This window comes from Sunxiuqinia elliptica, assembly GCF_900113005.1.
Classification (GTDB): Bacteria; Bacteroidota; Bacteroidia; order Bacteroidales; family Prolixibacteraceae; genus Sunxiuqinia; species Sunxiuqinia elliptica.
In genome coordinates this window covers 75,923-102,880 of the sequence record NZ_FONW01000007.1, presented here as the reverse complement: position 1 = coordinate 102,880, position 26,958 = coordinate 75,923, and the positions used below count along the sequence as shown (strand labels likewise).

Below are 26,958 nucleotides of genomic sequence, written 5' to 3'. Positions count from 1 at the left end.
TACAAATTAAACGAAATTGAAACAGCTTCTATTATCTTTGCCAAAAAAAAACGATGATCCGCTTTTTCGAAGACTATTCATTGAAAGACTACAATACGTTTGGCGTTGATGCTAAAGCCCGCTTTTTTTTCGAGTTTACTGAAGCTGAAGATTTGACCGATTTTCTGGAAGCTAATAAAACCTGGGAGGAGGAAACGATTTTCTTGTTGGGGGGTGGTAGCAATTTGCTGTTAACGAAAGATTTCGAAGGGCTGGTCATTCACCCAAATATCCCCGGTGTTCAGGTTGTCCGGGAGGATCGGAATCAGGTTTGGCTTGAAGTGGGGGCTGGTGAAGACTGGGATCGTTTGGTGGATTATTGTGTTAAGTCGGGCTATTATGGTTTGGAAAACCTATCCTTAATTCCGGGAACAGTAGGGGCAGCACCGGTGCAAAATATTGGAGCCTATGGCGTTGAGGTTTGCGAATTTGTGGACACGGTAAACGGCTATGATCTGAAAAGCCAGGAGCATTATAGTATTGCCGCTGAGCAATGTCGCTTTGCTTATCGGGATTCCATTTTTAAACAAGAATTGAAAAACCGGTTTATTGTCACTTCTGTAATCTTTCGGTTAGAGAAGTTTCCGGAGTATAAGTTGGATTACGGTGCCCTGAAGGCTGAAGTCGAGAAGAGGGGAGAGCTACATCCTCAGCACGTTCGCGATGCGGTGGTGGCTATTCGCGAATCGAAATTGCCAGATCCTCAGGAGCTCGGAAATGTTGGTAGTTTTTTCAAAAATCCGGTGGTTACGAGTCAGGAGGCCGAGCAGCTAAAAACAATTTATCAGGAGATGCCGAGCTATCCGGCAGGCGAAGGACATGTGAAGCTGGCTGCTGGCTGGCTAATTGAGCAATGTGGATGGAAAGGGCACCGTGAAGGAGATGCTGGCGTGCATCAGCATCAGGCTTTAGTCTTGGTCAACTATGGGCAAGCCTCAGGAGCTGAAATTCACCAGTTGTCGCAAAGAATTGCAGCTTCGGTACTCGAAAAATTCAGTGTCGAATTGCAGCCGGAAGCTAATATTCTGTAGGCTGTTTTTATTGAGATAGGGAACCATCACGAATTAGTGCTTGCAAAGACTAATTAGAGGATTAGTAAGAGGGACAGTCCATTCATTTGTGTAAAAAATAGTACATCTACTTTATTTCCGTTCAATTATCTGTTTTTTAATCGTTAAGTTTAACGGCAGTTAGCCGACTGATTCGGGCAGGTCTTTTCCTGATTGAGTTGGCTAGAGTTCTAAGCTGTTCTAAGGCTTTTTTGAATAATAGTTAAGGTATTTTGTAGAAATGAAGTACTTAATTGTCCCGTTTTTTATACTGTTTCTTTCTTTTCATGCTTCGGCAGATTCTGTCACGAAGTTGTTGGAAAGAGCTACTGAATACCAGGAATCTAATCCTGATAGTTGTATTTATCTGTCACAAAAAGGACTGACTCTAATTAAAGATGATCAGGTTGTGATGCGGGCGAGTGCTTACTGGAATTTATCTCAAGGCTACCTGTATAAACATCGCTATCACACCGCTCTGTTTTACGCATTAAGAGGAAAAGAATTATTCGAAGAAGATGAAACGAAGCGGATTTATCAAGATATTCTGGCAACAATTGGATGGATTTACTTTGATATTGGTAACTATCATCAAGCAGAGCCATTTCACCAAAAAGCCTTAATAACAGCTCAGCGCAGAAATGACATTCGGAGCGAAGTTCTATATACCAACGCCCTTGGATTGGATGTTTTGAATACGGGGCAGGAGACAAAATCGCTGGCCTATTTTCGAAAAGGGTTGTTTATTATGAATCAGTTGGAGCAGCCAGATCAGGACTTGCGCGCGACCATTGAGAATAATATTGGCATCGTCTATATCAAACAAGAGAATTGGCAAAAAGCAGAGGAATACTTGTTAAGCTCCGTTGGCAATAGCTCTGGAACAGCAACTGCCCTGTTGGAGACTTATGCCCATTTAGCACGAGTTTATTTGAAGACCCATCAGCTTGATAAGTGCCGAAATGTGCTTATTAAGGCTGATGAATTGCGTCATCAAACAAGCTATAGCTTTAGTTTGATGGAATATTATCAAGTGCGGTACAAGTACGAACAGTTGGTTGGGAATATTCAGGCTGCCTTCGATTATCAAGATAAGTACATTGATCTGTATCAGAAGGTTCATAATCAGGAGGCTCAAACGGTTATGAACTTCCTGCTTGATGCGCAGCAGGAGAAAATAGAACAAGATGAATTGGTTATTCAACAGGCTGAAAAACTAAAATATAACCGTAACCTCTTGATCGGTGTTGTGGTTGTTTTTACCATCATTGTGGTCATTGGTTTTTATTACTTATTTAAATCGAAAGCAGAAAAAGCTTATTTAAGACAGGAAATACTGGCTCGAGAACTCGAAAAGGAAAAGCAGCAACAGGCAGAGTTAAGTGATAAGCTTGCTTATAAAGATGAAGCGATTGAAACGATGGCACTTACCATGTCTAAGCGAAATGAATTGATTAAAACCCTTGCCGTCAGTGTCAGTAAGTCCGACTCAAAAGAAATTAGAGAGGCTTGGAAAAAGTTTGAGTACATTTTTAATCAAGATCGAAAAACGAATATTTTGTCCGAAGAGTTTGTGAAGGATTTTAGGTATCGTTTACAAAGCCGGTATAAAAATCTAACCGAAAAAGATCTCCAGCTCATCATTGATATAAGAAATAATTTAACTTCGAAAGAGATGGCTGATAAATACCATATCGAAGTGAAGTCGATTGAGATGAGTCGCTATCGTCTTCGAAAAAAGTTGAATTTAGACACAGGTGTTCAGCTCAAAAGCTTTATAATGGAGTTGTAACTGCGTGTAGGGTTTAGCCCCTACAAAATCATTTTTAACGTGATTCTTTCTTTCTTGTTTTTCCTTTTATTTTATTGATTTTCAGTAGATCGATAGTCTTTATTACCCCCTCTTTAAAATGTATAGCTTGCGTATGGGTGAATAATTTTGCTTTGCTCCAAATACTCCGCTACTTCATGTTTCGAAAAGTGAATTAACGAGGTAGTTGTAGCGAAATGATTAAGAAACTTATAGTAGGTGTTTTTTTGGGGCTATTGCTTAGTGCTTGCAATACCAATCAAGAGGAATCGAAAATCTCAAGACTTGATTTTCCGAATGTTCTGAATTTAAAAGGCACGATTGAAAGGTCAAGCCAGGCAGGCGTTTCCTCATTTTCCGATTTAGGAACGTGGCATTCTTTTAGTTTGCATGAGGATCGCAATTTGCAAGGAGTTGGAGGTTTTGTGGGCCCCTTTTTAATGAGGCAACAGCAGAGTTTTTGGTTGAGCCCGTCAATTATTAAGTTGCAAATAAAGGATGTCGATGCTGGTGAGCTACTGGATTTGTCGAAAGCGCAGAACGTATCGAATACCTTCTATCCCGGGCTGTTAAAACAGACTTTTGAAATCAATGACCTATTGGTAAACCTCTACCTTTTTAATGCCAATAAGCGAACTTCTGTGATCACTGCTGATGTTAGCAATCAAGGAAATGCACGAACGATTCAACTGGGTTGGAAAGGAACCGTTTTTTCAAAGATTCAGCAATCGGTTACGACTGAGAACAACCGGGTTTGTGTAAAGATTAATAATCGCGAAGAAGCCCAATTGCTATTTAATTGTGAAGAGATTACTGTTTATGATAGTTGCTACTCGCTACTGGAAACACCTGAGAAATTAGACGAATCAGCTAAGTGTCGAATTTCAGGGGCTTTTATGTATCTGTTAGATAAGAATGAAGTAAATGAATATCTGGCTGCGGCAGCACCTCTTGTGAAAGAGCCTGGAGTGGTTCTTGAGCGGAACGAAAAGCGTTGGAATAAGTATCTGCAGCAGTTAAATCAAGGTTCTGAAGATGCGGTACTCAATGTCGATAAGTACCAGCAGCTAGCTGTAAAAGCATTTTTAACCTTAATGCACAATTGGCGTAGTGAGGCCGGTGATATTCTGCATCAGGGAATCGTTCCTTCTTACGCGGCAACCTACTTTCAGGGTTTATGGGCTTGGGATTCGTGGAAACATGCTGTTGCTATTGCTCCCTTTGAACCAGAGTTGGCTAAAGATCAAATTCGTGCCATCTATGATTATCAGAATGAGGAAGGAATGCTTGCTGATTGCTTTTTCCGTGACTTGAGTATTGAAGGCGTGAACTGGCGAAATACAAAGGCCCCTCTTTCGGGGTGGTCAATCTTCCAAGTGTATACTGAAACTCAGGATTTGAACTTCATCAAGGAAATGTTCCCCAAGCTGTTAAAATATCATGAATGGTGGTATGCTAATCGTGATCATGATCAAAATGGCCTGTGCGAATACGGATCAACGGATGGGACAAGAATCGCTGCAGCCTGGGAAAGTGGAATGGATAATGCGGTTCGGTTCGATGATGCCAAAATCATTGAAAATAACCGGGGAGCTTACTCTATTGATCAGGAATCCGTTGATTTGAATGCTTACCTCTATCAGGAGAAACGATATATCCAAAAGCTTGCGACGGTACTGGGGAAAAAGGCTGTGGCCGATCGTTTTGAGCAGGAGGCTCAACAACTTAAAGAAAAAATTCAGGCCTTGATGTATCGTTCGGAAGACGGATTCTTTTATGACATCAAGCTTGATAGCCATGAGAAGATTGCGATACAGGGGCCTGAAGGCTGGTCGCCATTGTATAATGAGGTGGCTTCGGCAGAACAAGCGAAAGAACTAGTAAAAGTTATTATGGATACGACCCGGTTTAATACTCCCATGCCTTTTCCTACTTTAAGTGCAGCTCATGAGCAGTTCAATCCTCAGCGTGGCTATTGGCGAGGTCCTGTTTGGTTGGATCAAGCTTATTTTGCTATAGAAGGAATGAAAAATTATGGCTATGTAGCTGAAGCGAAAATGATGGCTGTAAAGCTGGTTGAAAGCGCTGAAGGTCTGGTCAACTCGCAAATGCCGATTCGGGAAAACTATCACCCAATAACCAAAGAGGGATTAAACGCGGAACATTTTAGTTGGAGTGCTTCACATCTGTTAATGCTGTTTTAAAAATCAAGCTAAATAAATCCTAAAAAACCTAGAATGATGCTTAAATACTTATCATTAATAATTTTCATTTTTGTGTCGTCCTTTCTTCGGGCGCAGCAGTTGGAGGCTTGGGAAAATCCCCGTGTTTTCTCCATCAATATGATGTCTCCCCATGCCAATTTTTACGTGTTTGGCAACAGGGAGGACGCGATGAAAAAGGATTGGCAACAGTCTGATCGTTACCAGTCTTTAAATGGAATTTGGAAGTTTAGATGGTCGGTAGCACCTGCTAAACGCCCGAAAAACTTCTATCAACCAGCGTATAATGTCTCTCATTGGGATGAAATTAAGGTTCCATCAAATATCGAACTGCAAGGCTATTCTGCACCAATATACACCGATGTTCCTTATCCGTTTGAGCCAAACCCTCCATTCGTTCCACACGATCACAATCCGGTTGGTTCTTACAAACGTAAGTTTAGCGTGCCTGAAAACTGGCAAAACAAGCGAGTTTTTATACACTTTGGCGCAGTCAATTCAGCCATGTATTTGTGGGTCAACGGACGGCAGGTTGGGTATGGTGAAGGATCAAAAACGCCGATGGAATTTGATATTACGTCCTATCTAAAAGAGGGCGAAAATGACTTGGCCGTAGAACTTTATCGGTTTTCGACTGGCTCTTACCTTGAAGATCAGGATATGTGGAAAATGAGTGGTTTGGAACGCGATGTGTATTTACTTGCCCGAACGCCGAACCACATTCGTGACTTTTTTGTGCATGCCGAACTTGAGAATAATTATACAGATGGTACGCTAGATTTGGATGTTGAACTAGCTCGGGTTACTCAGGAAAAGTTAAGAATCACAATCGAATTGTTTGATCAGGGCACTCGCATTGCGAAGACAGAACAAACGCTGAAGGAGGATCGTACCAATATTGCTTTGCCAAAGCCTATTCGCCAGGTGAAAAAGTGGACGGCAGAAACACCTCATTTATATGACTTACGAATCACTCTTTTCGATTCAAATAAAAATGTTTTGGAATCAACTGTGAGGAGCATTGGTTTCCGAACATCGGAAATTAAAGATCGACTATTGTTGGTTAACGGAGTTCCCGTGACTTTAAGAGGAGTGAACCGGCACGAACATTCACCTGTAAATGGCAATATCCTGACTGAGGAGGAGATGATTCAGGACATCCGCTTGATGCAAGAATACAATATTAATGCGGTACGAGCTTCGCATTATCCCAATATGGCCAAATGGTATGAGTTGTGCGACCGGTATGGCATGTATGTGGTTGACGAGGCCAACATTGAATCGCACGGAATGGGCTATGGCGAAGAATCGTTGGCAAAAGATACCACTTGGTTGGCTATGCATCTGAACCGGACGGAGCGGATGGTAGAGCGTACCAAAAATCATCCAAGTATTATTGTTTGGTCCTTGGGCAATGAAGCTGGAGACGGCATTAATTTTGAAAGAACATACGCCTGGATCAAGTCACGCGACCGATCACGGCCGGTACAGTATGAACAGGCTCGTTCCCGAAATCACACGGATATAACAACACCAATGTATGCAACCATCGACTGGATGCGTGAATACATCCATGGGGATTATCAAAAGCCTTACATCTTGTGTGAATATGCTCATGCCATGGGAAACTCAGTGGGTAATTTGCAGGGCTATTGGGACCTGATTTACAGCGAACCAAGCCTCCAGGGGGGATTTATCTGGGATTGGGTTGATCAAACTTTCACTCAGGTAGACGACGAAGGAAAGCCTTATTATGCTTATGGTGGTGACATGGGGTATGTGGGGATCAGCAATGATTCTTCGTTTTGTGCGAATGGTTTGGTTACAAGCGATCGGTTGCCAAATCCTCATGTGTGGGAAGTTAAAAAGGTGTATCAACCATTCAAAATTCTTGAAGTCGATGCAGCGCAAGGGCAATTCAAGCTTTGGAATCGGTTCAATTACATCAATACCGATAATTATGAGTTGAGCTACAGCATATCTTATTACGATCAGCAAATTTATACTGAACAGTTGACAATACCACAAGTGGCTCCGCAGGACACCATTGCTTTTTCTGTCGATTACCGAAAGCTGAAAGAGCAAGTAGGAGGGGAATACCTGATTACATTTCATATCTCTCAGAAGCAGGCAAGCGATCTACTAAAAAAAGGACACGAAGTTGCCTGGGATCAGTTTGTGGTCAAGACATTTGAGAAAGAAATGGCTCGGACCTCTCAATCAACTTATGAAGTAAAAGAAAAGGCTGGGGGCATTGTCATATCGAATAAACAATCAACGTTTATTTTCAATCGAGTTTCTGGAGAGTTAACCAACTGGAAGGTTGATGGACATTCGATATTGGAAGCACCAATTCAGCCTAATTTTTGGCGAGCTCCAACAGAAAACGACTTGGCCTGGGGGATGAAGGAGAAGCTTGGGGCTTGGAAAACTGTAACATGGAAAGCCACAGACATTCAGGTGAATAAACTGACGGACCGGGTTGAGGTGCTTATTAAGCAAGCATTGAACCTGTCCAAATCAAGCATATTGACCACCTATCAGATTTTTGAAAATGGTGATGTCCAGCTAAGTGTACACTATGAGCTTGATTCAAGTTTACCAGAACTGCCTCGGGTTGGACTCTCTTTCAAAGTGCCGGCAGCGTATGATCAGCTTCAGTGGTATGGACGCGGGCCTCTTGAAAGTTATGCCGATCGTAAATCCGGAATGAAGCTGGGAGTTTACGAGGGGACAGTTTGGGAGCAGTATTATCCATACATCCGTCCGCAGGAAACCGGTTTGAAGGAGGATTGTACTTGGTTTACGCTAAGCAATGATGTGGGGAATGGTTTGCTGGTAGCATCGGATCAGCCATTGGCTTTCAATGTGCAGCAGTTTGATTTTTCGCTGCTAGAACATGACGGACAACGCGAAATGGCTCATGGAACCGATTTGGAACCGGGAGACAAAATCTCGGTTTGCCTTGATCATAAACACATGGGTGTTGGCGGTGATACCACTTGGGGCTGGCGTGCACAGGCACATTCTCAATATCGTGTGCCAGCGGGAAAATATTCCTTCAATTTCAGATTAACTCCTATTCGGTCTAAAGAGGAGGTGATGAATAAAATCGATTACACATATAACAAAGAAGTGAACTAATGGAGACCTTAATTTTTTTGGTGGGCGGCATTTTTCTAGGTTTTCTTTTAAGGAAGAAAAACAGATTGCGTGAAGGCGTTGAAAAGAGTATTACCGTAATGATTTGGGTTTTGTTACTGTTTCTGGGTATTGCCATTGGTGCTAACCAGCAGGTTGTAGATAATATCCATATTATTGGAGGCAAGGCTATCGTGTTAACGCTGGGTGGAGTTTTAGGGAGTATCGCGTGTTCTTATGTCGTTTATCTTAAATACTTCAAGCGATGAAAGGAGCACTGATTACCTTACTATTTTTTGTTTTCGGATGTGTTTTGTCGTTGAATGAGCTTACACCGGAAGTTCTTTTGGAGCATGATTTGAGTACCTATGCTCTTTATGGACTAATGACTTTGGTGGGGGTAAGCTTAGGGATGGATGAGGCTTCAATTAACATCCTGAAAAAGGCCAATCTGGGACTGCTGTTGGTTCCAGTGTCCATCGGCTTTGGGAGCATTGTTGGATCAGGTATTGCTTATTGGCTTATTTCTGAGTCATTTACTGAAGGAATGGCCGTTGGGGCAGGCTTTGGATATTACAGCCTGTCCAGTATTATCATCTCAAATACTTACGATTCAATACTTGGAGTGATAGCCCTCTTGTCCAATATTTCACGAGAATTACTGTCTCTCTTGTTGGCGCCGGTATTGGTTAAGGTATTTGGGAAAATGTCTCCAATTGCAAGCGCCGGAGCAACTTCAATGGATACGACCTTGCCAGTTATTACACGCTTTTCAGGAAAAGAGTATGCTATTGTAGCTTTGTTCAGTGGCATTGTTTTGACCATTTTGGTTCCCTTGCTAATCCCTTTAATACTATAGGTTTTAAACTAAACAAGAATAAAAAACTAAGAACAAATCAGCTATACTAATCTAATTTATTATTCAAATGAATCTAGCATAATGAAAATCATTTATCGGACAGACCGATGATTATGTAAGTTTCATTAGTTACTATTTAAATTTAAACGAATGAAAAAATTGTTAACTAGGATTCAGAGTAGTGGCTTAAAAAGCCTCTTGTTGACTGTACTGCTATCGTACACGTTTTTCTCTTATGCGCAGGATGCGCGCACTGTATCAGGTGTTGTAACTGACGAGACGGGCTTCGGAATTCCCGGAGTGAATGTTGTCATTCAAGGAACGACCACAGGAACAATTACTGCTCCGGATGGCCAGTTCTCATTGGATGTGGAAAATGGAAAGGTCTTGGTGTTCAGTTATATCGGTTATGTGTCTCAGGAAGTAACCGTTAGTGGCTCGTCAACCGTTTATAATGTTCAGCTTCAACCTGGTGATAAACAAATTGATGAGGTTGTTATTGTTGGATATGGAGTTCAGAAAAAGAGCGATCTGTCAAGTGCCGTTTCTACGGTAAAAGCGGATGAGGCCAATAAAATTGCCGCTGCTTCTCCCGGGCAAATGATCCAAGGGCGTTCTGCTGGAGTTACTGTTGTTAATGGAGGATCGCCAGGATCTTCACCCTACATCAAAATTCGTGGGATGTCTTCCTTTGGCGATGTACAGCCATTGTATGTGATTGATGGAATTCCGGGAGGCGATTTGGCCATGATTAATCCGGATGATATTGCTTCTTTTGAAATATTGAAAGACGGTGCTGCGGCAGCGATCTATGGATCACAAGCAGCCAATGGGGTAATTTTGGTGACCACTAAATCGGGCGCGAAAAATCAGGATGCAAAAATCGATTTTAACATGTACATGGGCGTACAGAATGCGACCAACACCTTACCGATGGCTAATTCTGCTGAATGGTACGATATTATGGGGCAGGCATATGGTAATTCGGTCAATGATGGCTCACTAACTGAAGGGCAGAAACCAGCTTATTTGCAGTCTGGATCAAACTTTCAGCTAAGTAACTATGCCAATACCGATTGGCAGGATGAGACGCTCCGGTCAGCCATTGTGCAAAACTATTCTCTGGGGATAAGCGGTGGAGGTGAATCTTCGAGCTATAATTTTTCAACGAACTACTTCAACCAGGAAGGTGTCGTGATCAATACCGGAACAGAACGTTACAACTTTCGCTACAAGTCAACTTTTGAAAAAGGGAATCTGAAGGTAATGCCTAACGTGATGTATACGCACACCATTACTGATAACAATACGATGAGCATGCCAAACATGCAAAAAGCATTCTCCTTGGTTCCGGTTTATGATGAAAGCAAAGCATCAGGCTATGGTTATTTAAATGAATTTGATATACGTAGTGGAGCCAACCCCTTAGGGCAATCTACTTTGCTTAATTCCAAAACGACAAAAGATCAGTTACAGGCTAACTTAGGCTTAAACTATCAGATAACCGGAAGCTTGTTTGCTGCTGGTAATGTAGGGTACACAAAGAACTTTTACAAGAACAGGTATTGGTTTCCGGCTTACATTTTGGCCTCAGATACGCAGCGGCAAGATCCTTATTTAAGAGAATATCGTGCGGAGTGGTCTGATCTGAATTACGACTTTACCCTGAACTACATGAAAACGTTTGGAAAGCACAACTTTACCTTAATGGCAGGTATTGTTGGATACAAGTATGATTACCAGAATGTAGAAATGGAAGTCACCGGCGGGGCTATGTTCCCTGATTTTGGAGGACTCGATCCGTCGTTTGATGGAATGGAATCCGGCGATTTTATTGGCAATGGTGGATTAGCTACTGTGACACGTTTTAGCTACATGAGTCGCTTAAACTATAGCTACGACGATCGGTACCTTATTCAAGCCACTGTACGTACCGATGGCTCTTCAAAATTTGGAAAAGACAATCGCTGGGGAGTGTTCCCTTCTGTTTCTGCTGCTTGGAAAATTCATAATGAAACATTCTTTGAAGATTACACCGATCTTTTTTCAGAGCTGAAATTACGTGCTTCCTATGGTGTGTTGGGGCGCGAAACATCTTTGGGGGCTTATTCCCGACAAGCCTTGGTGCAAGGCGGATGGTGGTATGTGTTGAACAATACGCCAGTAGGAGGTATCGGTTCATTTGAGTTAGCCAATAATCAACTCGCGTGGGAAGAGTCTAAAACCATGAATATTGGACTTGATTTCGGTTTATTTAAACATAAGGTGTACGGTACGGTAAACTACTACCAGAATGATTCGGAATCGCTTCTGCTGGAAGAACCCAATACACCACCATCAAGTGGAGTGTCTGCTCCGGTTGTAAATCTTGGAACAATCTCGAACAAAGGAGTGGAGCTTGAGTTAGGATACCGGGGAAAACTTGGTGACTTAAAATACGATTTGAAAGGAAATTTTACGACCATCAAAAACGAAGTGGTTGCATTGGGTGGAAAGGAAGGTATGCTGCCGGGTGATGATATTGCTTGGGCCGGTTCGTACACTTATTCTGCCGTTGGAAGTGCAGCCTCACAGTTTTATATGTTCCAAACAGATGGCTTATTTCAATCTCAAGATCAGGTTGATGGTTATGTTGGTGAAAATGGAGAGAAAATTCAACCCAATGCTCAGGCGGGTGATGTTATTTATGTTGATGCGAATGGCGATGGAATCATTGACTCGAACGACATAACTGAAGTTGGTTCTCCACTTCCAACCTTTGAATACGGATTTAACGTCGGGTTGAATTATAAGGCTTTTGACCTGTCTATGTTCTTCCAGGGAGTTTCGGGTAACAAAATTCTAAACGTAAACCGCTACGAGATGGAAGCTGCCAACTCCGGGTATAATGTTTCTAGCCGATTGACCAATGCCTGGCGTACGGATAACATGAATACAGATATTCCGCGCAACGTCATTATTGACAATAACAATAACTACATGATGTCTGATCGTTACCTCGAAAATGGCTCTTATTTCCGTCTTAAAAATATCCAGTTGGGGTATACCTTGAATTCTTCCCTGTTAAGTAAAATGAAATTGAATAAGTTGAGGGTTTATGTGAATGCCGACAATGTATTTACAATTACGGACTATAACGGTTACGATCCTGAAGTGATCCCGGTTAATGCACTGACTCAGGGGGTTGATCATGGCAATTATCCGATGTATAGAACGTTCACTGCAGGTCTTCAGCTAATTTTCTAATCTAACTTTAAAATTTAAACAGATGAAAAATCTTTCAATATATATTGTCATTTTGGTTTCATCCTTGATGCTGACTTCATGCGATGAATACCTGACCCTGGAATCACCGGATAAGCCAACAACAGACCAAATTTGGGTGAGTTATGATGCAGCAGAGAAATATGTATTATCAGCTTATACATACTTAACAACAACAGGTTGGCGTTACCACGAATATTACTACTTGCCTCAGAATTTTAGAGGAGATGATATGTTTCCGGAAGGAGGAACGACAGCTTGGTCGTACTTGGGGCGTATTGTCGGATTTAACAATACCGCCGCCGATGGTGTGCCAGCTTACATGTGGAATAATTGGTACCGAGGCGTTAAGCTGGCGAACGATGTGATCGCCAATGTTCCTTCATTGGAAGTTTTATCGCAAGAAGAAAGAGATCAGCTGGTTGCTGAAGCCCGATTCCTACGAGGAGTTTATTTCTTGAATCTTCAAATGAATTTTCACGGCATTATTCTTCCAATAAATGTTGCGAGTTCGACAGCTGAATTGCAGTTGCCAATCTCTCCCCGGGAAACCGTTTATGAGCAAATTGAAGACGACCTGGCTTTTGCTGCCAGCCATTTGCCTGAATCGTGGGACGAAGCCAATTGGGGACGTGCAACCAGTAGTGCGGCAAATGCTTTTCTTGGGAAAGCTTATTTGTACAATAAGAAGAACCAGGAAGCAATTGATGTTTTCACAAAAATAAGTGGACATAATTTGGTTAGTGGATCGGAATACCGCAGCTTGTTTGATGGAACAAATGAGCAAAACAGTGAGATCATCTTTTCGAGAGGTTACTCCGAAGAGCAACTGGATATTTTGTATTTGTATCATCAATTGGGAGTCGCCATGGCTCCGGGCGATTTTTACGGAGGCTGGAATATGGCTAGTATTTCAGATTATTATATGAGTCAGTTGGAACCAGGAGATATTCGCAAAGAGGCGTCGGTATTGGAAAGTGGCGAAACTTTCGACGGCGAACTGGTTAATTTTGAAGATCCTGGTTTTAAAATGAGCATTAAGTATGTGGAGTCTTTAAGTGCTATTAGTACCACTCGAAGTGTGGCCGACCTTATTCTGATGCGTTATGCTGACGTTCTGTTGATGGAAGCAGAGGCTTATTATGAATTAGGAGAAGGTGAAAAAGCACTTCAAAATGTCAATGAAGTTCGAAACAGGGCTGGTTTGGATGATGTCAGTTTAACTGGCGAAGCTTTACGTGATGAAATCAGGAAGCAGCGCATGATCGAACTGGTTGGAGAAGGAGTGAGGTTTTACGATTTGGTGCGTTGGGGAGTTACCAAAGAGCAATTAACAACAGCGCAACAGCCTTATGCGAAAAACTTTGAAGATAAGCACATGTATTTCCCAATTCCTTTGGAAGAAGTACAGCGAAACCCTATGGTTGAGGCCACTCCGGGCTTTTAATCGTAGTTTAAGATAGTCGTTAATCCTTGATAAGAGGAACCAGAAAAGAAGCTGATGCGATAACTTATTACGCATCAGCTTTCTTTTTGATAAACTCTTGCTCGCGGTTGTTATTTTAGAGTTTCCTTTCTTTGGACTTGAGAAGATTCGCTGTGCTTAGACAGGCTTATTTCGTTTGTTAAATTGTATCTTTATGAACTTAAACAATCAACTAAAACGAATAGTCATGAAGAATCTTTTCACACTGTTGCTCGTGTGTTTTTCGATTACGCTTTCTGCACAAACAGGGAAGGTATTCGATAACCTTTCCATGGAGAGCAAAATCCTGAATATGGAGCGTAAATATGCGATTTACCTGCCTCCTGATTATGAAACATCACAACGGAGCTATCCGGTGCTTTACTTGTTGCACGGTGCTGGCGATGATCAAACCGGTTGGGTTCAGTTTGGCGAGGTCTTGCGAATTACCGATGAGGCGATAAAAAGCGGAACCGCAACTCCCATGATCATTGTAATGCCAGATGCCAACACCGGTAAAAGAGGCTATTTCAACGATATGAAAGAAGAGTGGCGTTACGAGGATTTCTTTTTTGGGGAACTGATGCCTTATGTTGAGAAAAAATACCGTATTAAAGGCGAGAAACGATTCCGGGCGATTGCCGGCTTGTCGATGGGGGGCGGTGGCACCTTTGTCTATGCTTTGCATCATCCCGAATTATTTTCTTCAGCTTGTCCGTTGAGTGCGGCAACTGGCCCAATCAAGCAAGAGGATGCTCGAACCTACTATGAGCGTTGGGGAGAAACCGGAGCTTCGGATGAGCAGGTTGAGGCTCACTACAAAAAATACAGTGTCTTGCACTTAATTGACCAAATGCCTGAAAAAGATAAAAAGGCCGTTCGCTGGTTTATCGATTGTGGCGATGATGACTTTTTGTATGAAGGAAATTCGCTGGCTCATATTGCAATGCGGAAGAACAATATCCCGCATGAATTCAGAATTCGCCAGGGAGGTCACACCTGGACTTACTGGCGGGAGTCACTTCCGGTAGTTCTGTCGTTTATATCAGATGCTTTTCATCAATATTAGAAGAAAAAAGAAAACGGAGCTTCATAAGGAGCTCCGTTCTTTTTAACTGACTTTTCGTATCTGTTTTTTTAGCTTGTTGATTTGCCTGTTTTTGTATTTAAGTGCGTCTTGAGCCTGTGTCAACGGGCTAATATCATCTACAATCATAATGATGTAACGATCTTTGTTGAAGTAAAAGCTTCGGGTTGAAAACTGGAGGTACTTCAAGGCCTTTTTCCCATCCTTCATGTAAAACTCACGAGCGACTTTTTCTTTAAAAACAGGAATTTTTTGATAATACGAAATCATGGCTGATTCTCGCAACCCACACGATTCGCAGTGGCTTGTTTTGCCACATTCTTTCATCTCCTCGATATTGTATGCGCAACCAATGGCTTCACCACAGCGAACATATATGAGGTTTTCGTTTTGACGACTGGAGAAAATGGTGGTCAACGACTCATTAAACGCTTGTAGCTGCATGTGTTTATCCAACATTAAAACGCAGCTACTAATGTTGTTCATCACCAAGTTTAGAAATTCTGTTGAACCTTTTAGGAAGTCGAAACTGACATTGTTGAGGCTGATTTGATTATTCATAATGAATAAGTTTGGTCAGATTAAAGGTACATGGTCTGATAGGCAAAGTCAATATAATCAATATGTTATTCGTTTTCTGGTAGCTTATTTATATTGATTAAAAACAATAGCAATGGGCTGATTTTGATTTTTCTAAGGACAACATTCTTTCTTTTTTGCTTGTTTCAATAGGCAGACGAATGGTTTTATGGAACGATCAAAGCAAAGACGAATATACTTGGCGGTTGAGTTTATCTTGTTCTTTTTCGGGATTCCTATGTTCCTTTTGCTTGAAGGTGATTTATTACATCCGAGTTCAGTCCTTTTACCTTTGTTGGCCTTTGTTTTCCTGTTGTTGCATTATTTCACCAACTTTCGATGGAGCGAGCTTTGGCATTTTCCGGTAAAATGGGGAACGGTTATTAAACATTTGGTGGTTGCCTTTATTGTCTCGCTTTTTATGATGGCATGGGTATATCTTTTTGATCGTGGGAACCTGTTTAATCTTCCAGCCGGAAATTGGAGAGTTTGGCTTTTGTTAAGCACTTTGTACCCCGTGTTTTCAGCTTCGGTGCAGGAGATTATTTTCCGAACCTTTATCTTTCGGCGTTATGAAGGAGTGTTAGGCAATCAGCAAACCATTATCTTGATTAGTGCAATTGCCTTTAGTTTTGCTCATATCTTTTACTTTCACTTCGTGTCGCTTTTGCTAACCTTTGTGTTGGGCCTTTACCTGAGTTGGCTGTATGCCCGTTTCAGAAGCGTATTGTTTACGGCCTTTCTACACAGCCTTTATGGCAACATGATTTTTACCATTGGGATGGGCCATTATTTTTGGATCGATATGTTTAATTGGATCTGAAAAAGTTTTTGTCTAAGTCAAGGAAACTCTCAATAACTTCGTGTTTGTACTGGCTATAATCAGCTCCTGTTGAGTTGACGATGATGATTTTGCCAGCTCCAGCTGCTTCTGCTGCCTGAATTCCAGCGATTGAATCCTCAAAAATGATGCATTCTTCAGGGGCACAATTCAACAGGTTCATGGCTTTCTGAAAGCTGTCGGGTTGAGGCTTACCAGGAAGTACGCCGTCATCAAAAACAACACGCTCCGGATCAAACCATTTATCCAGCTTAAACTGCTTGAAAAAGAAACGAAGGTTATTGATTTCAGCTGAGGTAGCGATGGTGTAATCGAATTGTTGTTGTTTAAGGAAATTCAACAACTCGGGGACGCCATCGGCAAGGCCTTGCTTCTCTCGGAGGCAAATCTCCTGATAAAGTTTTTCCTTTTCGTAAATGAATCCGGTTAGTTCTTCGGCACTAACTTCGCGGTTAAATAGCGCGTTGAAAATAGCTTTATTCGGTTTACCATGAATCTTTTCATCTTTTTCCTGGTCAGTTAGTGGAAGTTGATAACGTTCTAAAAACAAATCCCATGCTTCGTTGTGAAAGGGAGTATCCCAGAATAAGGTTCCATTAAAATCGAAAATAACGGCTTTAAATGTCATGATGGTTGGTTTTGGCTTGAAATAAGGTGTAAAGATAATATTTTTCTTGATTATTTTTTCTTGAAAAGCAGCTTAAATAGTCCTGAAAAGCTAACTCCCGGCGAATGGTCCGGGTCGTATGGATTGTCGTAATAATTTAAGGGCATTCGAGGGGGAGTATGGTTGTTGGTATATTTTATTTCCCAATTCATTTTCTGCACATTCTTTTTTACATATTCAAGTTCCAATTCAGAAGAAAAAATAGTTGGAAGTTGGTAGGTGCGATTGGGTATATAAAAGCGGTTGGAATCAGCTGGGAGTTCATTGGCATGAATAACCAAAGGATCAAGTGACAGGTGGTTAACCATCATGGAGTCGCCTTCGTAGGTAAAAACAGTAAAGCGTCCGGTACTGTCGGTACTAACAATTTTTAGATTCCGGTATTCAATGAGGTGAGCGTTTTCCGCAGGAATCGAATCTTCAGAGAAAATATAGCCTTTGAAAACAATTCGTTTAGGTTCATCCTGAGCTAGCGAAAACTCAGCAATCGAAAGAAAGAATAAAAGCGGTAAAGTTAGCTTCATGCATTTTTACATCAAAACTAGCTTTGAACTTGGTTAACTTTCTTTAAATACTGCTAAGAAAACAGAAAGAGTCTTAAGAAGTGTAAAAAGGATGGGGAAGATGCTATGTGTTAGCGCCAGATTTTGTTGGCATTGAGGGCTTGTTGGTAACGACGGGCGTTTTTGTTGTGCTCATGAAGGGTGCGGGCAAAATTGTGGTAGCCATTGAATTCGTCGCTGGCGCACATGTAAATATAGCTGTGTTGTTCTGCATTCAAAACAGCCTCAATACTTGAAATTTCAGGAAAGTTGATTGGGCCTGGGGGAAGTCCTGAATGAATGTAGGTGTTGTAAGGGGAGTCAATTTCGAGGTGTTTGTTGAGCACTCGTTTGATACTGAAATCGCCCACGGCAAATTTGATTGTGGGGTCGGCTTGCAGTAGCATGCCCCGCTTAATTCGGTTAAGGTATAGTCCTGCCACCCGCGGTTTCTCATTGGCCTTGATGGTTTCTTCCTGAACGATGGAGGCAATGGTTGAAACCTGCACTGGAGTCAGCCCAAGTGCTTTGGCCTTGTTCTTTCTGTTTTCATTCCAAAAGCGATTGTATTCTGCAAACATCCGATCGACAAATTGCTCTGGCGTTGTTGTCCAGTAAAACTCGTAGGTGTTCGGAATAAACATCGCATGAAATGAGTAGGGATCAAAGCCATGTTGATCGATGACCGTGCTGTCGTTGAGATAAGTCAGCAGCGTGAGTGAGTCTGGTTCGATATAGCGTGCTACAGAACCAGCCAGTTCATCAATAAAACGAAGGTTGTTAAAGATAACCGACACGGGTTTTTGGTCGCCCGCCCGCAACATATTGACAATTTGATTGGTGTTCATGCCACTGTCAAAAACGTACTTGCCGGGCTTAATCAATTCTGGGTACTCCTTCTTTTTGGCAACCCACTTAAAGGCTTTTTCGTTGATCAGGATGTCCTGTTTGTTTAATGAGTCAAGTACATCCTGAAAAGTTGCTTCACGAGGAATGGTAATGCTTCCCGGATGCTTTACGTTCTCCTCAAAAATGTACTGAAAAAGCTGGTATCCTCTCAGTCCGGCAACAACGAACGCAACCGCAAAAAAGATAATTAACCCTTTATTGAGTTTGGGAAATAAATGAATTCGACTATTCGATTTTAAAGTCATGTGTTATGGTTTTGGCCTACAAAAATAAACTTTTCTTCGGAACGATGAATGTATGAGCTTTTCCTTAATTTTTTATCATTTAACCAAGCTAAAGCTTAGATCTAATCTAAATTAGTTATTTTCGTGACCGGAAAAAGTAATAAAAAATCGAAAATTATGCATCAGGTTAAACTTGCTGAAAATACCTACTATTTGGGGTATAATGATCGGCGAACTCACTTGTTCGAAAATATCTGGCCGATTCCTCACGGTGTTTCTTACAACTCTTACTTAATTGTTGACGAAAAAATCGCTTTGGTTGATACCGTTGAACGTCAGTTTATTGATGATTATCTGGATCAGATTGAAGCAATCATCGGTGACAGACCGGTTGATTATTTGATAATTAACCATATGGAGCCAGACCACTCAGGCGCAATTAAGGCGATCAAAACGAAATATCCGGAAGTTACTTTGGTCGGTAACAAAAAGACTTTTGGCTTTGTTGAAAGCTTTTATTTTAAGCCTGAAAATACACTGGAAGTACATGATGGAGCTACCTTGGAATTGGGTGAAGTGAAATTACAATTTCAAATGATTCCGATGGTACACTGGCCGGAAACCATGGTGACTTATGATGAAACAAACAAAATTTTGTTCTCAGGAGATGCCTTTGGTAGCTACGGAACCTTGGATGGAGGTGTTTTTGACGATGAAATCAATTTGGATTTCTACGAAGTGGAGATTATGCGCTACTTCACCAATATCGTCGGAAAGTATTGTCCTCACACCCAGCGGGCAATTAAGAAATTAGCTCCTTTGGACATTAAAATGATTGCGGCAACGCACGGCCCTATCTGGCGGACCGACTTGGATTGGGTATTGAGCCGTTACAACAAATGGAGTACCTATGATACCGATCCTGGTGTAATTGTCGTTTACGGATCAATGTATGGAAATACACAAAAGATGGCCGAAGTGATTGCTCGCCAACTGAGTGAGCGTGGCATTAAGGATATTCGCGTTTATGATGCTTCTAAGACTCACTCTTCGTACATCATTAACGACATCTTTAAATACAAAGGATTTATCGTTGGAAGCTGTGCCTACAACAATGCGATGTTCCCAAATGTACAGACGCTGATTACAACCATTGAACATATGGGAATCAAAGATCACTATTTGGGTGTGTTTGGAAACTATGCTTGGAACGGTGGTGGTGTGAAAAACTTGATGAAGTTTGCTGAAAACATCAAATGGGACTTGGTGCACGATCCTATTGAAGAAAAAGGAGCTCTCAAAAAAGATAAGTTCGAGCAGTGTATCGACTTGGCAAATGCAATGGCCGATAAATTACTGCAAGCTTAATTTCGAAATCGAATTAACCTATAATACAAAAACCCTTCGGCATGCCGAAGGGTTTTTTTTTACTACTACTCAATTACTACTAACTACCCCTCCTCAAGGGGATATCTTAATATTATAAGGTTATTCCGGTCTTAAAGATAGCAATTTCTTTGAACCCAGTTAGTTCATGTTTTAATTTTTTGCCTTCAGCTATTATAATAATTTCATTAAATAGCTCGCTAGTAAGTTGTTGCATGCTGTAATTTTCTAATAATTTTCCAGCATTAAAATCAATCCAGTTTTTCTTTTTCTCGAAAAGTGCCGTATTGGTGGCAATTTTCATGGTTGGAACAAAGCTGCCAAAGGGGGTTCCGCGTCCGGTTGTGAAGAGAACCAACTGACATCCACTGAATCCCAATGCTGATGCCGCGACCAGATCATTACCTGGTGAAGCCAATAAATTGAGCCCATTTTTTTGAATTGGCTCGGCATAATTTAACACATCAACAACGGTTGCCGTGCCTCCTTTTTGAGTGCAACCAAGCGACTTGTCCTCAAGAGTTGTAATACCTCCTTTTTTATTTCCGGGCGATGGATTTTCATAAACCGGTAAATTATGCTTGAGGTAATATTCTTTGAAATCGTTGATGAGTTTGACGGTTTTATCGAATATGAACTTGTTCTCAGCACGTTCCATGAGAAGGTGTTCGGCTCCAAACATCTCCGGAACCTCAGTTAATATGGTACTGCCACCTTGTGCAATCAGGTAATCCGAAAGGGCTCCAACTAAAGGATTGGCTGTAATACCAGATAATCCGTCTGATCCACCACATTTGAGCCCAATTTTAAGGGCTGATACCGGGCAGCTTTCGCGTTTGTCGTGTCGCATGGTTTCATAGATGGATTCAAAAAGCTTTAAGCCTTCTTCAACCTCATCTTCGACTTCTTGAGCTGTTAGAAAACGGATACGACTTTCGTCGTAATCGCCAATGAATTTCTTTAACTCGCTGATTTGGTTGTTCTCACAACCTAAGCCAAGCACGAGAACACCTCCAGCATTGGGGTGTTTAATCAGGTTGGCCAGTGCCTTTTGCGTATTTTGATGATCGTCGCCTAGCTGAGAACAGCCATAGCTGTGACGAAAGACCTGAACATGGTCGATGTCGTTGGCGGGATGCTTGGCTTTGAACTGATTGATAATCTGGTCAGCTTGTCCGTTGACACAACCAACCGTTGGTACAATCCAAAGTTCATTACGGATACCAACTTCTCCATTGGCTCGTTGGTAACCCATGAAGGTCCGGTTCTCATTTTTGAGTTGAGGATCAGACAAAAGTTGGTTGAACTGGTAATTGATGGTACCGGATAACTTGGTCTTGGTGTTGTGTGTGTGAACATGTTGTCCTGGTATGATGGTGCTTGTTGCATAGCCAATTGGGGCTCCGTACTTCACCACATCGGTCCCTTCTGCTATATCAGTAGCTGCAAATTTGTGTGCATAGGGAATCGGTTCCGAAAGCTCCAGGCTAGTGCCATCTTCCTGTTTGACTAGGTAGCCTTGCGGTAAGTCTTTCAAGGCAATTAATACGTTGTCATCAGAATGGATCTTCAAAAAATCTTTCATCCGTTTAAAGTTTTATAATTAAGACTCAAAAGCTTATAGACCATCGATCTTAATTTGTTCTACAACTGGGGTTAAGCTGCTTTCTTGAAAGGTTGCTTTTTGCCCAATACGGCTTTGATCGCCTTTTTCATCCCAACTTGTTCGATTAAGTAGATGTAGGAAGATACGGCTTGAGCCAGCCCTTCGACTTCATTCAGGTCCATCTTCCAGAGTTGTTTGTAAGCAAGTGCCTTTTGAGTTAGTTCAAAGACTTCTTCGGGGCTATTATTGGTTTCGCCCCACAATTGATTGAAGAAATCAAGGTGCACTTGATCATCTGTTAAGCTGTATGATTGTCCTTCAACTTCACCTTTGTAGTAAGAAATGAGTGCAGCCAATGAGAAAACAATCTTTTGTGGTAAGGCTCCGGTATTGGCTTTGTAGTCGATTAGTGAAGGCAAACAACGAGTTTCCCATTTGCTAAGGGCATTCAGGGCAATGCTTGTCCATTGGTGCTTGATGTAAGGATTGTAGAAACGTTCCAGAATTTTAGCAGCGAAAGCTTGCAGCTCTGCTTCGTTTCCGTTAAGTCCTTTTAAAACTTCATCATAAATCATCTCTTTCATGAAACGACCTACTTCGAGGTTTTCAATGCTTTCACGCACTGTTTCGAGACCATATAATAAAGATACGGCAAAGCTTCCGGTATGTGCACCGTTGAGTACCCGGACTTTCTCTTCGCGGTAGCGGGTCATATCCTGAACAAACTTAACTTGCAAGCCAGCATCAATTGCTGGAAATTCCTTCTGTACCCAGCTTGGTGCTTCAATCACCCAGGTGTGGAAGTATTCACCAACCACCACCAATTGGTCTTCGTAGCCAAGCTCCGCATGAATTTCATGAATGATATCTTTGGGAAATCCAGGAACAATTCGGTCCACCAGAGTATTGCAGAAAGCACAATGTAGGTTGACCCATGAAATAAATGTTTCTCCCAGTTGCCAATTGGTTGCATGCTGAAGTACATATTTTTTAAGCATGTCACCATTCCGGTCAATTAGCTCGCAGGTAAAAAAGATGAGCCCTTTTTCAGAAGCCCCTTTAAAAGCTTTAAACCGTTGATAAAGCAAGGTCGCAATTTTTCCTGGGAAGGAATTTTGAGGTTGCATATCAAGGCTGTCATTGGCGTCGAAAGCAATACCGGCCTCGGTGGTGTTTGAAATAACAAAGCGGAGCTCTGGATTAAGAATTGCTTTTTGGTACTGTTCAAAATTGGTGTAAGGATTAATTCCTTGATTAATGCATTCGATTAGCTCATATTCCTGAACTGGTTCTCCTTGCTTAATTCCTTTTAAACAAACATGATACAAACCATCCTGATCATTAAGCATATTGACCATTCCTGAAGGTAAAGGCTGCACAACATCAATCCCTGAATTAAAGTCTGTTTGTTGATTCATTTTATGAACCATCCAATCTGCAAAAGCCCTTAAAAAGTTACCTTCACCAAATTGTAAAATTCGTGAAGGGTATTGTTTGCGATTGTTGTGAGTTAAGTTATTTAATTCCATTTTGTTATAGGTGTTTTGTCTATTCTTTCTATTTCGTTCCGTTATCGCACACGGAAATTATGTTTAAAAAAATCGTGTGCGAACACGATTTGATTGGCGAAAGTATCACTTTTTTTGAATTTGTACTAATTATTAGCATTTTTTGAGTGTTTAATAATCCATTATTAAAGGGATCAGATAAAAAGATTCAAGCTGAGTTTTCATAAGGAAGAGAGGATGACTTATATTTAGAACTTGATCTGACTAAAATGCAAAAATCGATTGTGGTTATAACCGGAGGACCTGGCTTTGGAAAGACGAGTCTCATACATCGGTTGAAAGAATTAAACTATCGGGTAGGGGATGAGTATGCTCAAGAAATCATTCAAGACCAGCTTGAGCATGGAGGTGATTGCTTACCCTGGAAGAACGGAAAGGCTTTTCGCGAGCTAATTTTTCAGAAGCGGCTTGCGTTTTGGAGCTCAGTTGTTGATGAAGAGCTTGCTTTTGCTGACCGGGGAATTCCTGATCAGTTGGCTTTTGCCCGGTATCAAGGTAAGGCAAAACTGTCCTGCTTAATTAAAAATTCAAGAAGCTATAGTTATTTCCCATATGTATTTATAACTTCACCTTGGAAGGAGATTTACCTTCAAAACCAAGTGCGTTCCGAGACCTTTGAGCAGGCTTGTGAAATTCATGAATGGATTTGCAAAACCTATTTGGACTTGGGATATCAATTGGTTCATCTACCCAAAATAGATGTTGAACAACGAGTAAATTTTATAATTAACTATATCACTAAACTGAGATCATGAGTTTATCGCGAAGAAAATTTTTTAAGCGGTCAGCTGTTCAGGCCGCAGGAATTGCTAGTATTCCAATGATTTTATCAGCTAGCTTACCAGAGAAGAAATCAAAGAAAGCTCAATTTAAAAACTTACCACAGGGAGGAACTGTCCTTTTTCAGGGAGACTCAATTACCGATGCCGGACGCGACAAGAAGCGCCAGCTTCCGAACGATGCGAGTTCTTTTGGAAACGGGTATGCTTTGATGGCAGGTGCCGCTTTGTTAAATGAATTGGCTGATAAAAAGCTGACAGTTTATAACCGGGGAATTAGCGGCAATAAAGTGTATCAACTGCGGGATCGTTGGCAGAAAGATTGCCTGGATTTAAAGCCAGATATCTTGAGCATTTTAATTGGAGTTAACGATTACTGGCACAAAAGAAGTGGTAATTATGACGGAACGGTTGAGGTTTACGAGAATGATTTCCGGGCCTTGTTGAAACGCACAAAACAAGCTTTGCCGAATACCCAATTGGTGATTTGTGAGCCTTTTTCATTGACCGGTGGATCTGCGATTGGTGAAGGTTGGCAGGAAGAATTTGAACCTTACCGGCAGGTTGCCCGAAAGTTGGCAAAAGAGTTTGACACCCTTTTTGTGCCTTACCAATCGATTTTTGATGAAGCGATTAAACATGCGCCTGCCACTTATTGGAGTGGAGATGGGGTACATCCATCCATGGCTGGAGCCCAGTTGATGGCTAGTGCCTGGCTTGAAGTAGTCGGTTAATTAAGGAATAGATCGTAACTGAAAAAGTCTACGTAATAATAAAAGGAAAGCGAGCTTGAATTTCTCCAAGCTCGCTTTTATTTTGATTTAATAATGGTCTTAAGCTAAAAGCTTTTTCACTTGGTTGTATACATTTTCACCTGTGAAGCCCAGTTTTTCGTCGAGCACTGTATAAGGAGCTGAGAACCCAAATGAGTCAAGTCCAAATACTGTTCCGTCATTACCAACCAAGCTTTCCAAAGTAACAGGCAAGCCTGCAGTTAAGCCAAATTTCTTAACTCCGGCAGGTAAAACGCTTGCTTGATATTCTGCGGATTGTGTGCGGAAAAGTCCCTCAGAAGGAACTGAAACAATTCGACATTTTACACCATCTTTTGCCAATAATTCGGCACCAGCAAAAAGTGTGTTTACTTCTGATCCGCTGGCTAGCAAAATAACATCAGGTGTTCCTTCTGTATCAGCAACAACATATGCTCCTTTTTCCGATTTTAATGCATCGGTATAACGATCACCTGTTGATGGTAAGTTTGGAATATTTTGTCTTGACAAAATCAGACCTGTTGGAGTTTTGATGTTTTCCAAAGCAAGTTTCCAAGCTACAGTTGTTTCTTCAGCATCTGCAGGACGAAGAACCAAGGTTGAATTTTCACCTTTGTGGTTTTTCAGTTTTTCCATCAGGCGAATTTGTGCTTCCTGCTCAACCGGTTGGTGAGTAGGACCGTCTTCTCCAACGCGGAATGCATCGTGTGTCCAGATGTATTTTACAGGTAGCTCCATCAAAGCTGACAAGCGAATAGCTGGTTTCATGTAATCGCTAAAAACGAAGAAGGTTCCACAAGCCGCAATAATACCACCGTGCAAAGCCATACCGTTCATCAAACAAGCCATAGTAAGCTCTGAAACTCCAGCTTGAAGGAATGCGCCTGAGAAATCACCTTTTTTGAAGGCTGTTGTTTTTTTCAGGAAGCCATCTGTTTTATCTGAGTTTGACAAGTCAGCTGAAGCGACAATCATGTTTTCAACCTTTTCAGCAAATGCTCCTAAAACGGTTGATGATGCAGCACGTGTTGCTACGCCAGCTTTTTGTTCGATTGCGTCGAAATCAAATTCGGGAACTTCTTTCGAGAAGAACTTGGCTAATTTTTCAGCTAGTTCAGGATTGGCTTTTGCCCATTCAGCTTGTTGCGCCTTTTTAGCTGCAGCAGCTTCAGTCAATTCTTTTGCTCTTGCTTCGAAAAGTGCTTTTACTTCATCGAAAATAGCAAAGGCATTTTCAGGATCACCACCCAAGTTAGCAATGGTTTTTGCCAAAGATGCTCCGGCAGCTCCTAAGGGTTGTCCGTGAGTTGAACATTGTCCTTCAAAGTTAGCGCCTTCTTCAGTTAAAGCACCTTTACCCATCACTGTTTTACCAATAATTAGGGTTGGTCGCTCTGTTTCTGCGTTGGCTGCTTTCAGTGCTGAACGAATTTCTTCAACATCATTTCCTTTGATGGTAATAACATTCCATCCCCAGGCTTCATATTTTTTAGCCGTATCTTCATGAGTAACAGCATCGGTATCTGTTGATAGCTGAATATCATTTGAATCGTAAAACATGATCAGGTTGCTCAAGCCCAAGAATCCGGCAATACGTCCGGCACCTTGTGAAATTTCTTCCTGAATACCACCGTCTGAAATGAAGGTGTATGTTTTATGCTCCATCCAATTGCCAAAGCGTTCTACCAGGAAGCGTTCAGCAATGGCAGCTCCAACAGCCATCACATGACCTTGTCCTAGTGGGCCTGATGTATTTTCAACACCTCGCTCGACATCGACTTCCGGGTGTCCGGGGGTAATGCTTTCCCACTGACGGAAGTTTTTTAGATCATCCATGCTGTATTTTCCGGCCAAGGACAAAATCGAATACAACATTGGAGACATGTGGCCTGGATCTAAGAAGAAGCGGTCCCGGTTGGGCCAGCTCATATCAGATGGATCGTAGTTAAGAAACTCTGCATATAATACGCTCACAAAATCGGCTCCACCCATGGCTCCACCAGGATGACCAGATTTTGCTTTTTCAACCATTGCTGCTGAAAGAATACGAACATTATCTGCAGCTTTTTCAATCAGTTTGTTACTCATGATTTTATTTTTTGCCAGAATTTATTTTTTCATGTTTTTCAAATGATTGCAAAAATAAGA

The 26,958-nt window shown here is 41.6% G+C and carries 20 protein-coding genes; 13 read left to right on the top strand and 7 right to left on the bottom strand.

Features of this window, described 5'->3' with window-relative positions:
- Nucleotides 1-53: 53 nt before the first annotated feature.
- From murB to BM156_RS13465, 9 genes are all read left to right on the top strand, one after another.
- On the top strand, nucleotides 54-1,070 hold the full coding sequence (gene murB, locus BM156_RS13505) for a UDP-N-acetylmuramate dehydrogenase (RefSeq protein WP_093920419.1): 1,017 nt from the start codon (nucleotides 54-56) through the stop codon (nucleotides 1,068-1,070).
- Nucleotides 1,071-1,329: 259 nt separating this feature from the next.
- Entirely contained in the window at nucleotides 1,330-2,880 is a 1,551-nt protein-coding gene (locus BM156_RS13500) for a tetratricopeptide repeat protein (RefSeq protein WP_093920418.1), read from the top strand.
- Between the two features lie 215 nt (nucleotides 2,881-3,095).
- A complete protein-coding gene (locus tag BM156_RS13495; protein WP_093920417.1) occupies nucleotides 3,096-5,102 on the top strand; it encodes an MGH1-like glycoside hydrolase domain-containing protein in 2,007 nt (668 codons plus the stop codon).
- 33 nt (nucleotides 5,103-5,135) lie between these two features.
- Nucleotides 5,136-8,264 (top strand): beta-galactosidase, LacZ type, encoded by a 3,129-nt coding sequence (locus tag BM156_RS13490; RefSeq protein ID WP_093920416.1) that lies wholly within the window; start codon nucleotides 5,136-5,138, stop codon nucleotides 8,262-8,264.
- Nucleotides 8,264-8,530 (top strand): LysO family transporter, encoded by a 267-nt coding sequence (locus tag BM156_RS13485; RefSeq protein WP_093920415.1) that lies wholly within the window; start codon nucleotides 8,264-8,266, stop codon nucleotides 8,528-8,530. Before BM156_RS13490 ends, BM156_RS13485 begins: the two co-directional genes overlap by 1 nt.
- On the top strand, nucleotides 8,527-9,120 hold the full coding sequence (locus BM156_RS13480; protein WP_093920414.1) for a LysO family transporter: 594 nt from the start codon (nucleotides 8,527-8,529) through the stop codon (nucleotides 9,118-9,120). Before BM156_RS13485 ends, BM156_RS13480 begins: the two co-directional genes overlap by 4 nt.
- Before the next feature lie 150 nt (nucleotides 9,121-9,270).
- Nucleotides 9,271-12,366: a SusC/RagA family TonB-linked outer membrane protein gene (locus BM156_RS13475; RefSeq protein ID WP_093920413.1), complete on the top strand. Its 3,096-nt coding sequence runs from the start codon at nucleotides 9,271-9,273 to the stop codon at nucleotides 12,364-12,366.
- A gap of 22 nt (nucleotides 12,367-12,388) precedes the next feature.
- Complete coding sequence (locus tag BM156_RS13470; RefSeq protein WP_093920412.1) at nucleotides 12,389-13,831, top strand: RagB/SusD family nutrient uptake outer membrane protein; 1,443 nt, start codon at nucleotides 12,389-12,391, stop codon at nucleotides 13,829-13,831.
- A gap of 226 nt (nucleotides 13,832-14,057) precedes the next feature.
- Nucleotides 14,058-14,918, top strand: coding sequence for an alpha/beta hydrolase (locus BM156_RS13465; RefSeq protein ID WP_093920411.1), 861 nt, complete (start codon nucleotides 14,058-14,060; stop codon nucleotides 14,916-14,918).
- Between the two features lie 42 nt (nucleotides 14,919-14,960).
- Here the strand turns inward: BM156_RS13465 and BM156_RS13460 are convergent, their stop codons facing one another.
- Complete coding sequence (locus tag BM156_RS13460) at nucleotides 14,961-15,497, bottom strand: hypothetical protein (protein WP_093920410.1); 537 nt, start codon at nucleotides 15,495-15,497, stop codon at nucleotides 14,961-14,963.
- Between the two features lie 187 nt (nucleotides 15,498-15,684).
- On the opposite strand from BM156_RS13460, the gene BM156_RS13455 reads away from it, so the two are divergent.
- Nucleotides 15,685-16,338, top strand: a complete 654-nt coding sequence (locus BM156_RS13455) for a CPBP family intramembrane glutamic endopeptidase (RefSeq protein WP_093920409.1) — start codon at nucleotides 15,685-15,687, stop codon at nucleotides 16,336-16,338.
- Here the strand turns inward: BM156_RS13455 and BM156_RS13450 are convergent.
- From BM156_RS13450 to mltG, 3 genes are all read right to left on the bottom strand, one after another.
- Nucleotides 16,325-16,984 (bottom strand): HAD family hydrolase, encoded by a 660-nt coding sequence (locus BM156_RS13450; protein WP_093920408.1) that lies wholly within the window; start codon nucleotides 16,982-16,984, stop codon nucleotides 16,325-16,327. The two genes, BM156_RS13455 and BM156_RS13450, sit on opposite strands and share 14 nt — an antisense overlap.
- Before the next feature lie 50 nt (nucleotides 16,985-17,034).
- The gene (locus BM156_RS13445) at nucleotides 17,035-17,547 is read right to left on the bottom strand and encodes a hypothetical protein (protein WP_093920407.1); all 513 of its coding nucleotides are present in this window, start codon (nucleotides 17,545-17,547) and stop codon (nucleotides 17,035-17,037) included.
- Between the two features lie 110 nt (nucleotides 17,548-17,657).
- Entirely contained in the window at nucleotides 17,658-18,719 is a 1,062-nt protein-coding gene (mltG, locus tag BM156_RS13440) for an endolytic transglycosylase MltG (RefSeq protein ID WP_093920406.1), read from the bottom strand.
- Nucleotides 18,720-18,875: 156 nt separating this feature from the next.
- Between mltG and BM156_RS13435 the strand changes: the two genes are divergently transcribed.
- Complete coding sequence (locus BM156_RS13435) at nucleotides 18,876-20,066, top strand: FprA family A-type flavoprotein (RefSeq protein WP_093920405.1); 1,191 nt, start codon at nucleotides 18,876-18,878, stop codon at nucleotides 20,064-20,066.
- A gap of 112 nt (nucleotides 20,067-20,178) precedes the next feature.
- On the opposite strand, the gene BM156_RS13430 is transcribed toward BM156_RS13435, so the two are convergent.
- Both BM156_RS13430 and BM156_RS13425 read right to left on the bottom strand, forming a co-directional pair.
- Nucleotides 20,179-21,669 carry a UxaA family hydrolase gene (locus BM156_RS13430; protein WP_093920404.1) on the bottom strand — a complete coding sequence of 497 codons (1,491 nt, stop codon included), beginning with the start codon at nucleotides 21,667-21,669 and terminating at the stop codon, nucleotides 20,179-20,181.
- A gap of 71 nt (nucleotides 21,670-21,740) precedes the next feature.
- Nucleotides 21,741-23,219: a tagaturonate reductase gene (locus BM156_RS13425; protein ID WP_093920403.1), complete on the bottom strand. Its 1,479-nt coding sequence runs from the start codon at nucleotides 23,217-23,219 to the stop codon at nucleotides 21,741-21,743.
- A gap of 248 nt (nucleotides 23,220-23,467) precedes the next feature.
- Between BM156_RS13425 and BM156_RS13420 the strand changes: the two genes are divergently transcribed.
- On the top strand, nucleotides 23,468-24,013 hold the full coding sequence (locus BM156_RS13420; RefSeq protein ID WP_093920402.1) for an AAA family ATPase: 546 nt from the start codon (nucleotides 23,468-23,470) through the stop codon (nucleotides 24,011-24,013).
- Entirely contained in the window at nucleotides 24,010-24,771 is a 762-nt protein-coding gene (locus BM156_RS13415; RefSeq protein ID WP_093920401.1) for an SGNH/GDSL hydrolase family protein, read from the top strand. Before BM156_RS13420 ends, BM156_RS13415 begins: the two co-directional genes overlap by 4 nt.
- Nucleotides 24,772-24,870: 99 nt before the next feature.
- On the opposite strand, the gene BM156_RS13410 is transcribed toward BM156_RS13415, so the two are convergent.
- Nucleotides 24,871-26,898, bottom strand: a complete 2,028-nt coding sequence (locus tag BM156_RS13410) for a transketolase family protein (RefSeq protein WP_212733517.1) — start codon at nucleotides 26,896-26,898, stop codon at nucleotides 24,871-24,873.
- Between the last annotated feature and the right edge of the window lie 60 nt (nucleotides 26,899-26,958).